This is a genomic window from Nesterenkonia sandarakina (assembly GCF_014138825.1).
Classification (GTDB): Bacteria; Actinomycetota; Actinomycetes; order Actinomycetales; family Micrococcaceae; genus Nesterenkonia; species Nesterenkonia sandarakina.
On sequence record NZ_JACJIH010000001.1, the window covers coordinates 1,585,709 to 1,599,405 of the forward strand.

Here is a 13,697-nt window from a genome sequence, read left to right on the forward strand (position 1 = left end):
CTCGAATTAGATAACTCATTTATACATGCTATGAGAAGTAATTGCGGGCGTCTCGAAGATACTCTTCCAGCGCCTCCTCTTCCGGAAGATCCGTTCCCGGCACGGTGACGCCGTGCTCAACGTAGAAGAAGGACGCTCCGATCTGTTCCAGCGGCACTCCATAGAGCCGATGGAAGGCCAGCCGGTAGACCGCGAGCTGGATCTGCTTCTCACGCAGGTCTTTGCCGGTGGGGACCATGCCGGTCTTCCAGTCGACCAGGTCCCAATGGCACTGCTGCATCTGAGCATTACGGTCCTGCGCTGACTTCAGCTCCCAGCGCTCAAAGTCTTCGGCGGTGAGGTCCCGGCCGGCGTCGTCCTTGCCGAAGATGGCGTCGATCCGGCCACGGATCACCACCCCGTCCAAGGTGGTCTCCACCGGGATCTCGGCGGCGTACAGGCGGCGATGCGCCCACTCCGTCTGAACGAAGCGCTCTTTGACCGTAGAGAGGTCGAAGGCATCGTCCAGGTCCTCATCACCCCGGTAGGGCTCCTCGATTCCGGGCAACCTGCTGCGGGTCTCGTAGAACTCCTCGATCCATTCGTGCATGACCGTGCCGCGGCGCGCCGCCTGGGATGGCTTCACCGGCACGGGGCGCCGGGCGAACTCCGCCATGGACTCGGCGTCACGCGCCATGCCCACCACACTGGACACGCTGATGTGGGCCGGGAAATGCGGCTTCCCCGTCCCGCGCTGCTGCTCCCGCGCCCGATCCACGACCCATTCAGCCTCCTGCTCCCAAGGAGTGAGCGGTAAAGCCTCCGAGCCGGCCTCGGCGGATGTCGCGGCAGACTGCGCACGGTCGGTGATGGCGTGCTCCACCAGCGCAGCGGCCCGAGTCAACGCGGCGCGGCGGCCGGGCTGGACCTTCGGAGCCTCCACCGTGTTGATCTGCGGCAGCGCTGTCCGCTCTCCCTCATGGACCTGCCGGCGGTAGCGGCCAATCGGCAGCGGAGCCAGCGGGTCATAGGGCCACTGGGCGCCGAAGAGGTCGTTGCCCACCGGGTTGGCCTTCATATCGGGGACCTCTGCCCACTCCAATGCCGCCGCGGCGTCACCAAAACCATCGGCCACCGCGCGGATCTCCTCGAGGAATTCCGAGGGATCCTTGCCGGCGGAAGTGCCGTAGAAGCAGGCACCGGTGCATAGCAGCAGCTTCTTGGCTCGCGTCACCGCGACGTAGGCCAGGCGTCGTTCCTCCTCCCGGCTGAAGTCCTTCACGTCTTGGGTGAAGACCCGGTTGTCCTCGGTGAACTGCTTCCAGCTGCCTATCCCTGCCGAGACAGCCCAGGAGCGCAGATCGGGCTGTTCGGACTCCCACTGCGGGATGCTGCGGCGATCCCCGCGCAGCCGGGCCGGCAGCATCCCGTTGCTGCCGGTCCACCGGTCCGCCTTGGCGCTGGGGAACTTGTCTTCGCGCAGCCCGGCCACGGTGACCACGTCCCATTCCAGTCCTTTGGAGGCGTGGATGGTCATCAGTTGGATCGCCCCGGGGGTCGGTTCCACATCGGCTTGTTCCAGGCCACGTTCCTTCTCCTCGGCCGCGTCCAGCCAGTCCAGGAAGCTGCGCAGGTCCGGGGTGGTCTCGGTGGCCGCGTAGCTCTCGGCCTGATCGATCAACGCGTCCAGCTGCCGGGCGGCATGGTGCTGTTCCTCCCAGGGCCGTGCGGCGACCTCAATGTCGAGCCCGGTGTCGCTGACGATGCGCTGGATCAGCACGCCCAGGTCCAGGGTGGCCCACTGCCGCAGCCGCCGGATCTGCTCCTTGGCCAGGACCAGCCGGCGGTACCCCTCTGCGGAGAGCCCCAGCTGCTCGGCGTGGTCTGGGGAGTCCTTGAGCCGTTCCAGCGCCTCGACCAGGGAGGCGCGTTCGTCCATCTCCAGTTCGGTGGACTCATACCGGTCCTCGGCGTCCGCAGGACCACCCGTGCCGGCCGACGTCGCGTCCTCTCCGGACTGCGCGCTGCCCTCGTGCGGCTCGGTGATGGGTGCGCGAAGCCGCAGGCCCTCGAGGTCGCGCGCGGAGCGCTGCAGCTGCAGCAGGTCACGCGGGCCGATCCGATACCGGGCCCCGGCGAGGATTCGGATCAGCGCGTCGGAACGGCCGGGGTCGGCGATGACGCGCAGGTAGGCGAGCACCTCGGCGACCTCGGGGGTGCTTAGCAACCCGGAGAGCCCGACCAGCTCATAGTCCAGCCCGGCCAGGCGCAGCTGCTCGGCGATGGTCTCCAGTTGGGCGCGGGTCCTGGCAAGCACCGCGCAGCTCGGGGCCTCAGATTCTGGGCCGTGCTGCGCATCGGGGCGCAGCACCGCACTGAGTTGTTCGGTGATCGCCTGGGATTCCTCGATATCCGAGGTGTACCAGCCATAGCGCACCCTCCCGGTGTGGGCGCCGTCGGGTGGGCTCAGCGGCTTCAGCTCACCGCGCAGGTGCGCGTTATGCGCCCGCCACGGCTTGTCCAGTGAGTCTGCGGCGTCCGGCGCGAAGGGCGCGACCAGCCGGTTCGCGACGTCGAGGATCCGTTCCCCGTTGCGCCAGGCCTTGGTGAGCTGGAGCAGCGCGGCGGGTCGGCGCTGGTCGGTGTCGGGGTCCACCGCGGGGAAGGACTGCGGAAAGTCGAAGAGCTGCCCGGCGGAGGCGCCGCGGAACCCGTAGATCGACTGGTTGGGGTCCCCGACCGCGGTGACCGCGTGGCCCATCCCGCCGCCGGAGCCTCCGGCGCCGTAGAGGCTGCTGAAGAGCGCGAGCTGGGCGTAGGAGGTGTCTTGGAACTCGTCGAGCAGCACCACCTTGTACTTCTCCCGCTCGGCCTCCCCCCCGCTGGGCACGTCCTGAGCGATCTGCGCGGCGAAGCGCAGCAGATCCCCGTAGTCCATCAGCCCGTCGGTGAGCTTCTTCTCCTGATAGCGGCGGACCAGTTCGGCCATCTCCCGGCGCACCCGCAGCGCCCGGACCAGATCGATCTGCTTGCCCTTGAGCTCAGCACCTGCCTGTTCCCAGGCATCCACCCGGGCCAGTTCGACGTCGAGGTGGGCCTCTACCGCCTCCGGGGACTGCAGGTGCTCGGCGCAGTCCCCTGCCAGGCGCATCACATACCCGGCCAGGTTCCCTGCCGACTGCTCGGCCTCCACCAACACCTCGGCCCGGTCATAGGCGCTGACCAGGCGATGGACCAGCTGCCAGGCCTTGGCCTCGCCGATCAGCTGAGTCTCGGGCTCCAAGCCGATCTGCAGGCCGTACTCGGTCACCAGGGTGTTCGCATAGGAGTGATAGGTGGAGACCGCGGGGGCGAGCAGCTCGGAGATGTCGGCGTGCTCCACGGTGTCGGAGACCTCCACGGGCACCACATCGGCCGGGGAGATCAGCTCCGCCTCCAGCAGCTGCTCCAGCTTCCGAGTGATCCGCTCGCGCAGCTCACCGGCGGCCTTCTTAGTGAAGGTGACGCCAAGGATCTGATCTGGACGCACGATCCCGTTGGCCACCAGCCAGACCACCCGGTCTGCCATCGTGGCGGTCTTGCCCGACCCGGCGCCGGCGACGACGAGCATCGGGTCCAGCCCGGATTCGATGACGGCCTGCTGTTCGGCGGTGGGGTACTTCCGGTCCTCGGCGGGTGTGTCTCGCTGAAGCGCGTCGGCGATGTCTCGGGCGCTGTAGCGCATGGTCTGCAGGGCCGTCATGGCTGGGTCACCTGTTTCGTGTTCTCGCAGAGCGGGCAGAGCGAGCCGACCAGGCAGCGCTGTTGATTGGGTGAGTGGTAGGCCGCGAAGACGCTGCCGCTCATCACGTGGGCGGCCTGGGTGAGCTGTTCCAGCGGCCAGGTGTCCTCCGCCGTGAGCGGATCTTGTTTCTGCAGGTCGGTCTTGGCCACAGTGGTCCCGACGTGCAGCAGCGCAGCACCTGACCCCGGAGACGCCGCGGGAGCGTCCTGCCCGGGCGCTGCGCCGCCACCTGGCTGGGCATCCTCTGCCGCGGGTGCTGCGTTCTGGGCTTCGTGCAGGGCACGGTCCACCGCGCCGAGGGCGACCAGCAGCTGGTAGGAGCCCAGCTGCCCGTGAGTCGGGATCTCGATCTGTGCGGGTTTGTGTCGGCCAGTCTTCAGGTCGATGACGAAGAGCTCGCCGGCGTCGGTGCGTTCCACCCGGTCAATCACGCCGCGGATCTCCACGGATCGTGTCTGAGGTGCCCCACCTGGTTTTTCGGGCGGCAGCGGGACTTCCAGGCTGGCTTCGACCTGCAGCTCGCGGGCGATCACCGCACGGCCCTGGCCCTGGACGTGGCCGAAGTAACCGGCGAGCTTCTTGAGCATCACCCGGGCGCGGGCACGGTCCTTCTCGGTCTCCCACCCGGCTTCACGTCCCAGGCTGTCCCAGCGTGCGTCGAGCTCCGCGGTGAGCACCTCGCGGTCGGTCTCCGCGGGATGGTGCTCGGCGATCTCATGGATCAGCGAGCCCAGCATACGGCTGAAGTCGGTGGCCTCGACGCCTCCGGCCGCACCGGTGAACCACTGCAGGGGCGAGTCCACGGCACTCTGCACCGAGGAGGGAGAGACCCGGACCGGCTCCTCGGGCTCCAGCAGCGGTGCCGTGGTGCTGAGTTCGGGCAGACCCCACCAGGTGCCTGGCTCGGCTCCGATGAGTCCACCCTCGGCGAGCACGGCCAGCGCGCGGGCTGCCGCCTGGCGCTGGATCTCGGTCGCCTGATCACCGGAGGACTCCGCCCCGCTGGACGCCAGGGCGCCGAACGCGGCGGCGCTGGATTCAGGGAGGCGGGATCCGGCGTCGTCGAGCTGGGTCTGGATGCTGATCTCCAGGTGTCGGCGCAGCTCGGCGATCAGCCGGTGGGCGGTGATCGGACGTGGGATGGCGCCGCTGCGAGCCTCGCGCTCCCCGGGAGGCACCACCAGATCCAGGAGCATCGACGGGCTCTCCTCCTGGGCGTGCACGGCCACCGCGTAGAGCCGGTTCTTGGCGCGGGAGACCGCCGAGGCGAAGAGCCGGTACTCGTCCTGGAGCACGTTCATCCGTTTCACGAGCAAGGATTGCGCCGCAGCGTCGGCGCGACCCTCCACGACGTCGACCAGGTGTCCGCTGCCCAGCAGCTGCCCGCGCGGATTCAGGTTCGGCCAGGCGCCTTCCTGGAGTCCGGTGAGGATGACGGTGTCGAATTCACGCCCCGCCGCGCTGGCGGGGGTGAGGACCTCGATGGCGACGTCGGCCGAAGACGTCTTCGCCAGGGTGTCCATCGGCAGTTCCAGACGTTCGATGTGGTCCACGAACGCGATGGCCGAGGCTCCCGGGTTCTGGTCGGAGAAGCGTTCCGCGGCCTGGAAGAGTGCCATGACCGCGTCGAGGTCGTGGTCGGCGCGGCGACCCTCGGCGCTGGCCCAGCGGGTCAGCCCGGCCCAGTGGCGGCTGACCCCGGCGGCGTTCCAGATCTCCCAGAGCAGCTCCTCGGGTCCGCTGGAGGGGCCTGCGGCGGCGTGTCCGGCGGCGAGCATCGCGGCGACCCGCTCCAGCCCGCGGGTCAGGTGCTGGAAGCGGGCCTGGGCGCGGACTTCTTCGAACACCGGGTCCGCCGCGTTGTTCGCCGCGGCGACCAACAGCTCATCGGAGCTGCGCGGCTCAGCAGGGTCTGCCAGTGCGCGCAGCCGGCGGCGTTCCTGGCTGCGCAGCACCTGGCGCAGGCTGCGCAGGGTCATCGAGTCGGTCTCCCCGTACCGACTGGTCAGCAGCGCGAGCACCTCCGTCAGCGGCACGGGATGCTCGGTGTCAGGTTCCGGTGGGACGGTCACCAGGTGCAGCGCCCGCAGCAACGGCGCCACCGCAGGCTCCTGGTTGAGGATCACATCGCTCATGGACTGGCGCACCGGAACACCCTGGGTCTGGAACATCCGCACCAGGCGTTTGAGCAGCGCGCCGTTGCGGGCGATGACCGCGATCTGATCGAAGGGCACCCCGTGCCGGTGGTGCCGGTCCAAGACCTCCTGCAGGACGAACTGTTCGGCGAGGTAGTCTCCCGGCACGATCTCCACCGCGCAGGATCCGTTGTCTTCTGGCGCTGGGTCCTGGGGTGCGGAGTCCTGGGGTGCGGAGTCCTGGTGTGCGGTCGGGGGGTCCTGGGGTGAGGCAGCGGAGGCTGGGGATTCCGCCAACGCCTGCGGGGGTTCCGGGGCGGGCTGCGCGCTCAGCAGCTGCAGCCAGCGCTGCCGGGGCTGCTGGGGTCCCACCGGGGCGATCCGGCGCAGGGCCCGGGCGTAGGCCCGGCCCACGGTGGGACTGATCCGATGATTGCCCTCTAACACCATCACGCTGGGCTCGGCCCCGGGCAGCCCGCCGTGGGGATCTGGGGTCATGGCTCCGAAGATGCTGCGCCGGACGATGCCCGCGATCTCGGCGTCGGTCTCGGGGTTCAGCCCGAGCACGGACTCGGCGGTGACCCGGCGGGGGGCCACGGTCCAGCTGCGCAGCTTGTCCGGGCGCGCGCCCCGGAAACCCTGCACCGCGGTCTCCGGGCTGGCGAAGGCCAGCACGTCGGCGCCGGCTCCGATCAGGCGCAGCAGCCGGTAGACCGAGGGCGTGGCCTCCTGGAGGTCATCGACGATGATGCGGCGCAGCCGCTGGCGTTCGGTCTCCAGGAACTCGGGGTTCTCCTCGAGGAGGTTGCAGGCCTCGTTGATCAGTCCGGCCGGGTCGAAGGCATCGGCGTTCGCGCCGGCGTCGAGGTCCTCACGGTAGCGCTGGTAGAGCTCTGCCGCGGCCGCCCATTCCGGACGTCGGCACTGTTCGGCCAAGCCGCGCAGCTGCTCGGGTGAGACCCCGTATTCTGCGGCGCGGTCGAAGAGCTCGCGGATCTCCTTGCGGAACCCATCGGTGCCGGCGGCCTCCTGAAGCGAGGATGGCCAGTTCAGCGGCGGCAGCCCGCTGGCAGGATCGGTGGCGAGCAGCTCACGGATGATGCTGTCCTGTTCTGCTCCGGAGAGCAGCCGGGGACGGCGCGCGGTGAAGGAGAGGATCTCCCGGCGCCGGGCCTCCCCGAGCAGCCAGAAGGCATAGGAGGCGAAGGACCGGGAGGGCTGTTCCGAAAGCGAGCCGCCCCTTGAACTGGTGTCCCGCAGAGCCCAGGCCGCCTCGACCTGATCGCGCAGCACCGCCGAGGTGGCGCGGGTCGGTGAGAGCAGCAGCAACCGGGAGGAGTCCTGTCCGGACTCGAGATGACGCAGCGCAAGCTCCGCGGCCAGGGTCGATTTGCCGCTGCCGGGACCGCCGAAGCTCAGGATCGGCCCATGTCCGGGCCGCTGCGCGGCGGCGAGCAGCTGATGCTGGGACTGATCGAACTCCATGGGGATCATTCAATCAGAGCCCCCGGACATGACCTGGTGCAGCCGCGGGACACCGGCGCCCAGCGGCGCAGGGTGATGTCCACGGCCATGTCCCACCCGCGCGCTACCGTAGTGCCATGGCCGAGACCCCCACCCTCTTCGAGATCACCCCCAGCAGCGAGTCCTGGCATACCCGCCGTAGGGTCGGCTTCGACCTGGAGACCACCTCCAGGGACCCTCGGGTGGCGAGGATCGTCTCCGCGGCACTGGTAATCTTCGATGACACAGAGGTCAGCCTCGAGCCCGTGACTGTGGCCGGGACCGCGGCCGAACCCGGTGTGGCTGAGTCCGGTGCGGTCGCGTCGTCGGCTGCCGCCGGGAATCCCGTGCGGACCCGGGAATGGCTGGTAGATCCCGGGGTGGAGATCCCGGCCGAGACCACCGCGATCCACGGCATCTCCACCGAGTACGCCCAGGCCAACGGTCAGCCAGCTGCCGAAGCAGTCGCCCAGATCACCACCGCCCTCGCCCAGGAGTTCGCCGCCGGCAGCGCAGTGGTCGTGATGAACGCCCCGTATGACTTCACCGTGCTGCAGCAGGAGGCGCTGCGCCACGGGGTGGAGTTCACCGAGCCGGTGGCGGTCATCGACCCGCTGGTGATCGATAAGCAGGTGGACAAGTACCGCCGCGGCAAGCGCACGCTGAGCCAGATGTGCCTGCACTATCAGGTCGAGCTCGACGCCGCGCACTCGGCGGCACCCGACGCCTGGGCGGCCGTGGAAGTGGCCTGCGCCCAGGCGGAACGCTTCCCGCAGCTGCAGATCCCCGCTCCCGAGTTGCACCGGCTCCAGGCCGGCTGGAAGGTCGGACAGGCCGCGGACCTGCAGGAGTACCTGCGGCGCACCCGCCCTGACGCTGTGGTCAGCCCGGCCTGGCCGGTGTGAACGCCAGCCGGAATCCAGTGTGACCCAGGGAGGTCTCCGCCGAGGCGCAGGTCCGAGCCGAGGTCCGGTAGCGCCGGCAGTACGAGCTGTGGCACATATAGGAGCCCCCGCGCAGCACCGGATCAGATCCCGAACGGGCAGCACCGGAGGTCCCCGGCGCTGCCGCATCACCGCCGGTGAACCCCGAGGCGGTCCACTCCCAGACATTGCCAGTGGTGTTGTAGAGCCCATACCCGTTGGGCTCGAAAGACTTCGCAGCACAGGTGCCCACCTCTCCGACTACGCCTTGCGGAAACTCGCCGGGGAAGATGTTCATCCGGCGCCGTCCCTCTGGGTCACGCTCTGATCCCCAGGGATACGGCTGCTGATCCAGTCCGCCGCGGGCGGCATACTCCCACTCCGTCTCCGTAGGCAGCCGGGCGCCCACCCAGGCGGCATAGGCCTGGGCATCGCGCTGAGACACCTGAGTCACCGGGTGCTCCTCCCGTCCCACAGCGGTGGACCCGGGACCTTCCGGGGCGAACCACGCGGCGCCGCGCACCTGCCGCCACCAGGGGGTCAACGGCTCCGGGGCCGGCGCGGCCGCACGCTGCGCGGGCTCGAGCAGACCTTCGAACACCAGCGCATCGCCGTGCCGCTCCGCGTCGGTGAGGTGACCGGTGGCCTGGACGAACCTGGCGAACTCCGCAACGGTCACCGTGGTAGGACTGATCGCGAACGCCTCCACCCGGGCCGTCCGGACCGGGCCCTCGCCATCCTCTGAGTAGGCCTGCGGGTCCTCGCTGCCCATCCGGAACCGGTCCGCGGCGAACCCGATCAGTGAGAGCTGTGACCCGGCCGCGGCGGCCAGCCGGGACACCAGCGCGGCCCGTGCGGCCGGTTCGAGCGCGCCAGGCGGCGTCGTCGTCGGGGTGATGGTCGGGGTGTTGGTCGGGGTGCTTGTCGGAGTGCTGCTCGGTGCGTCCTGCGATGCTTCCGGGCGGCCCGGACTGCAGCAGGACGCTGGTGCGGAATGGTGCTGCGCCTCGGTCATTGTGCTCCCCTGTCTGTCTCCTGATTCTCGCTGCAGGCCCGTTGATCCCCCGGAATCCGGCAGAGGGCGGCCTGTACCCTGGCAGGGCGCGACGCCTGCACTCACGCGCGCAGCATGGACCCATCAGTGCTCATCTCGAAGGAGGGACACACTATGTCTGACCATCAGAACATCTCACACCGCACCGGAACCGTGTCTCCCCCGGAGCACTCCCCCAGCGTCTCACCCCCGAACATCGTCGTCATCCAGGCTGATCAGATGGCCGCCCAGGCGCTCGGCGCCTACGGCGACACTGCCGCGAAGACCCCGCATATGGATGCCCTGGCCGAGGAGGGCGCGGTCTTCGACCGTGCCTACTGCAACTCCCCGCTGTGCGCACCCTCCCGCGCGTCCATGATGACCGGCGTGATGCCCTCTGAGCTGGGATGTTTCGACAACGGGGACGACTTCGCGTCCTCGGTGCCGACCTTCGCGCACCGGCTGCGGCTCGCCGGGTATCACACGGCTCTGGTGGGCCGGATGCACTTCATCGGCGCGGACCAGCACCATGGATTCGAAGAACGGCTCACCACCGACGTCTACCCCGCTGACCTGGACATGGTTCCGGACTGGACGCTGCCGCTGGAGCAGAAGCTGCAGTGGTATCACGACGCCGACCCGGTCTTCACTGCCGGCGTCTCCCAGGCCTCGGTCCAGCAGGACTTCGACGACGAGGTCGGCTTCCGCACCCTGCGTCACCTCAACGACCGCGTCCGGGCGAACCAGGCGGCCGCCGCAGCGGGCGAGGAGGCGCAGCCGTTCCTCATGGTGAGCAGCTTCATCCACCCGCACGACCCCTATGAGCCGCCGCAGGAGCACTGGGACCGGTTCGCCGATGTGCAGATCCCCGACCCGGCGCACCCCGAGGTGCCCGATATCGCCGAGGACCCGCACAGCCACCGGCTGCGCGCGATGAGCGGCTTCGATGAGCGCTACCCGGACCTGGAGCAGGTCCGCAACGCCCGGCGCGCCTACTACGCGGCGGTCAGCTACATCGATGACCACGTGGGCCGGATCCGCGAGCGCCTGGACTCCCTGGGGCTCAGCGAGAACACCGTGATCCTGGTGACCGCCGACCACGGGGACATGCTCGGCGAGAGGGGCCTCTGGTACAAGATGTCCCCCTATGAGCGCTCCTCGCGGGTGCCGCTGATCGCCTACGGCCCGGAGCACCTGGTGCCCCGAGGCCGGTATCAGACCCCAGTCTCGCTGCTGGACCTGATGCCCACCCTGGTGGACCTGGCCGGCGCCCCGTCGCCAAAGGCCGCCGGTGATTCCGTGCTGCGGATCGCCCGGGGTGAGCAGGCCGGTGAGATCGGACCCGAGGACCGCCCGGTGATCATCGAGTACCTCGCCGAGGGCACCTACCGGCCGCAGCTGAGCATCATCAGTGGGCAGTACAAGTACGTGATCTGCTCGGGTGATCCCGATCAGCTCTTCGACCTCGCCACGGACCCGGATGAGCTGCACAACGCGGCGCGCGAGGAGAAGCATGCGGCCACCGTGGCGCGGCTGCGCGGCGAGCTGGACGCCCGCTATGACATGGCGGCGTTGGAGGCCGGGATCCTGGAGAGCCAGGATCGGCGCAGGCTCGTCGCCGAGGCGCTGAACATGGGACGCAAGCGGGCCTTCGATCACAACCCGGAGCCCGAGCAGCGCTACGTCCGTGGGGACTTCTGGGCTGCGCTGGACTACGGCACGATCCGCGACGGCGCCCGCTGAGCCCTGCCCCGGGTCACCCCGCGCGATCCCTGGGGCGAGAACGGGTGGAATGGTCGCCGGGATCCGGATCATTCCACCCGTACGCGCCCCGGGGATGAGTGGGTCGCTGAGGAGCGCGGTCGCGGCGGCCGCCCCCGGGATGGGTAGAGTTCAGTCCCATGCGCGCACTGGTGATGGATGAGATCGCAGGTCCCGTAGACGTCCGAGAGGTCCCCGACCCCACCCCACCAGCAGGCGGGGTCATCGTGGAGGTCCACGCCACTGGGCTCTGCGGCAGCGACTGGCATGCCTGGGCCGGACATGAGGAGCTCACCCTGCCCCATGTGCCCGGGCATGAGCTTGCCGGGGTCATCTCCGCCGTGCACCCGGAGGTGCGGCACTGGAAGGTCGGTGACCGGGTGACGGTGCCCTTCGTGTGCGGCTGCGGCGCCTGCGACTGGTGCCGCAACGGCAATGCCCAGGTGTGCCCGAACCAGCAGCAGCCCGGATTCACCCATTGGGGTTCCTTCGCGGAGCACGTCGCGCTGCACGCCGCCGACACGAACCTGGTCGCCATCCCGGACGCGGTCTCCTTCGAGGCCGCCGCCGCGCTGGGCTGCCGCTTCGCCACCGCCTACCGGGCATTGACCGCGCGCGCCCGGCTGCGCGCCGGGGAATGGCTCACCGTGGTGGGCGCCGGCGGGGTGGGGCTGAGCGCGGTGATGATCGCCAAGGCGCTCGGCGCCCGGGTGATCGCGGTGGATCGCAGCCCCGAGGCGCTGCAGGCCGCGAAAGACCTCGGAGCCGATCAGGTGATCCTCGCCGACGGGCGCGACGTGCCCGCCGCCGTCGGTGAGATCACCGGAGAGGGCAGCGACGTCAGCGTGGACGCGGTGGGCAGCGAGTCGACCTGCGCCGCGGCGGTCCTGAGTCTGCGCCGTCGGGGTCGACACGTGCAGATCGGGCTGCTGCCCACCGACACCGGGCTCTCCCAGGTCCCGATGGCCCGCGCGATCGCCTGGGAGCTCGACCTGCTGGGCAGCCACGGCATGGCCGCCGCCGACTACCCCGGGATGCTCGCCCTGATCGCGGACGGCGTGCTGCGCCCCCAGGACCTGATCGAACGTGTGGTCGGACTCGCGGAGGCCGCCCGGCTGCTGCCGGCGATGCAGCGCTCCGCGACCCCGGGGATGACCATGATCAGCCCCAGGAGCGCGTGATCAGACCTGAACCCTCAGACCCGAACCCACAGACCTGAGTCTTCAGCGCCTGAACCCTCAGGGCTGGGCCTGGGCAGCGGCCTTCGCGGCGCCCGGCAGAGCGTCCAGGATGCGGCCGATGGCGGCGTCGTCGTGCGCCGAGGAGAGGAACCACGCCTCGAAGACGCTCGGCGGCAGGTAGACCCCGGCGTCGAGCATGGCGTGGAAGAACGCTCCGTAGCGGAAGGTCTCCTGAGCCTGGGCGTGCGCGTAGTTGTGCACCCCGGTGGCCGAGGTGCCGAACGCCACCGAGAACAGTGAGCCCACCTTCTGCAGCGTGTGGTCCACCCCGGCCTCACTCAGCGCGGCGGTGAGCGCGTCGGCCACGATCTGCGCCTTCTCATCCACATGCGCGTAGACCCCAGCGGTGGCGTGCTCCAGCGTCGCCACCCCGGCAGCCATGGCGACAGGGTTCCCGGAGAGTGTGCCGGCGTGATAGACCGGCCCGGTGGGGGCGAGGTGCTCCATGATCTCGCGCCGTCCGGCCAGCGCGGCGGCAGGCAGACCGCCGCCGATGACCTTCCCGAAGGTGAACAGGTCAGGCTCCCAGCCTTCCACCCGGCCGGAGGCACCCCAGTAGCCGGACTCGGTGATCCGGAACCCGGTCATCACCTCGTCGAAGATCATCAGGGCCCCGTGGCGCTGCGTGATCTCCCGGATGAAGCTGTTGAAGCCCGCTTCCGGGACCACCACGCCCATGTTCGCAGGGGTGGCCTCGGTGATCACCGCGGCGATCCGCTCGCCGTGCTCGGCGAAGACAGCTTCCAGTGCGGCGCGGTCGTTGTACTCCACCACGATGGTCTCCGAGGCCTGCGCCTCGGTCACCCCGGCGGATCCGGGCAGCCCGAGGGTGGCGACCCCGGAGCCAGCGGCGGCGAGCAGCCCGTCGGAGTGCCCGTGATAGCAGCCGGCGAACTTCACCACGATGTTGCGCCCGGTGACCCCGCGGGCCAGCCGGACCGCGGTCATGGTCGCTTCGGTGCCGGTGGAGACCATCCGGATCATCTGCGCACCGGGGACCCGGCCCTGCACCAGCTCCGCCAGCCGCGCCTCCAGCGGGTGGGAGGTGCCGAAGCCCAGCCCGGCGTCCACGGCGGCGTGCACCGCGGCGATCACCGCAGGGTGCTTATGCCCCAGCAGCGCAGGACCCCAGGAGCCCACGAGGTCCACGTACTCGGTCCCCTCGGCATCGGTGAGGTAGGGGCCGTCCGCGGCGACCATGAAGGCGGGGGTCCCTCCGACCGAGCCGAAGGCGCGGACCGGGGAGTTCACGCCCCCGGGCATCAGTTCGCGGGCGGTGTCGAAGAGTTCCTGGTTCGTGGTCATCGCGGGACAGGGTCCTTTCAGCTGACCGGCGGG

General features: G+C 69.7%; 7 protein-coding genes. 3 read left to right on the forward strand and 4 right to left on the reverse strand.

Features of this window, described 5'->3' with window-relative positions; genetic code table 11:
* Positions 1-28: 28 nt before the first annotated feature.
* Both HNR24_RS07175 and HNR24_RS07180 read right to left on the reverse strand, forming a co-directional pair.
* Positions 29-3,721 (reverse strand): ATP-dependent helicase, encoded by a 3,693-nt coding sequence (locus tag HNR24_RS07175; protein ID WP_182495429.1) that lies wholly within the window; start codon positions 3,719-3,721, stop codon positions 29-31.
* Positions 3,718-7,383, reverse strand: coding sequence for an ATP-dependent DNA helicase (locus HNR24_RS07180; RefSeq protein ID WP_182495430.1), 3,666 nt, complete (start codon positions 7,381-7,383; stop codon positions 3,718-3,720). The genes HNR24_RS07175 and HNR24_RS07180 overlap by 4 nt, the downstream gene beginning before the upstream one ends.
* A 116-nt stretch (positions 7,384-7,499) precedes the next feature.
* On the opposite strand from HNR24_RS07180, the gene HNR24_RS07185 reads away from it, so the two are divergent.
* Positions 7,500-8,306: a 3'-5' exonuclease gene (locus tag HNR24_RS07185; protein ID WP_058888398.1), complete on the forward strand. Its 807-nt coding sequence runs from the start codon at positions 7,500-7,502 to the stop codon at positions 8,304-8,306.
* Here HNR24_RS07185 and HNR24_RS07190 read toward each other — a convergent pair.
* Positions 8,284-9,339 (reverse strand): formylglycine-generating enzyme family protein, encoded by a 1,056-nt coding sequence (locus HNR24_RS07190; RefSeq protein WP_182495431.1) that lies wholly within the window; start codon positions 9,337-9,339, stop codon positions 8,284-8,286. The genes HNR24_RS07185 and HNR24_RS07190 overlap by 23 nt on opposite strands.
* Before the next feature lie 153 nt (positions 9,340-9,492).
* Between HNR24_RS07190 and betC the strand changes: the two genes are divergently transcribed.
* Together betC and HNR24_RS07200 are read left to right on the forward strand one after the other, a co-directional pair.
* Entirely contained in the window at positions 9,493-11,100 is a 1,608-nt protein-coding gene (gene betC / locus HNR24_RS07195; RefSeq protein ID WP_182495432.1) for a choline-sulfatase, read from the forward strand.
* 158 nt (positions 11,101-11,258) lie between these two features.
* A complete protein-coding gene (locus HNR24_RS07200; RefSeq protein ID WP_182495433.1) occupies positions 11,259-12,299 on the forward strand; it encodes a zinc-dependent alcohol dehydrogenase family protein in 1,041 nt (346 codons plus the stop codon).
* A gap of 57 nt (positions 12,300-12,356) precedes the next feature.
* On the opposite strand, the gene hemL is transcribed toward HNR24_RS07200, so the two are convergent.
* A complete protein-coding gene (gene hemL, locus HNR24_RS07205) occupies positions 12,357-13,664 on the reverse strand; it encodes a glutamate-1-semialdehyde 2,1-aminomutase (protein WP_182495434.1) in 1,308 nt (435 codons plus the stop codon).
* Positions 13,665-13,697 lie beyond the last annotated feature (33 nt).

What these genes read in the sequence shown, in the direction of transcription:
- HNR24_RS07180 (WP_182495430.1), bottom strand. Translation starts at nt 7,383, where the DNA reads ATGGAGTTCGATCAGTCCCAGCATCAGCTGCTCGCCGCCGCGCAGCGG.
- HNR24_RS07185 (WP_058888398.1), top strand. Translation starts at nt 7,500, where the DNA reads ATGGCCGAGACCCCCACCCTCTTCGAGATCACCCCCAGCAGCGAGTCC.
- HNR24_RS07175 (WP_182495429.1), bottom strand. Translation starts at nt 3,721, where the DNA reads ATGACGGCCCTGCAGACCATGCGCTACAGCGCCCGAGACATCGCCGAC.
- hemL (WP_182495434.1), bottom strand. Translation starts at nt 13,664, where the DNA reads ATGACCACGAACCAGGAACTCTTCGACACCGCCCGCGAACTGATGCCC.
- betC (WP_182495432.1), top strand. Translation starts at nt 9,493, where the DNA reads ATGTCTGACCATCAGAACATCTCACACCGCACCGGAACCGTGTCTCCC.
- HNR24_RS07200 (WP_182495433.1), top strand. Translation starts at nt 11,259, where the DNA reads ATGCGCGCACTGGTGATGGATGAGATCGCAGGTCCCGTAGACGTCCGA.
- HNR24_RS07190 (WP_182495431.1), bottom strand. Translation starts at nt 9,339, where the DNA reads ATGACCGAGGCGCAGCACCATTCCGCACCAGCGTCCTGCTGCAGTCCG.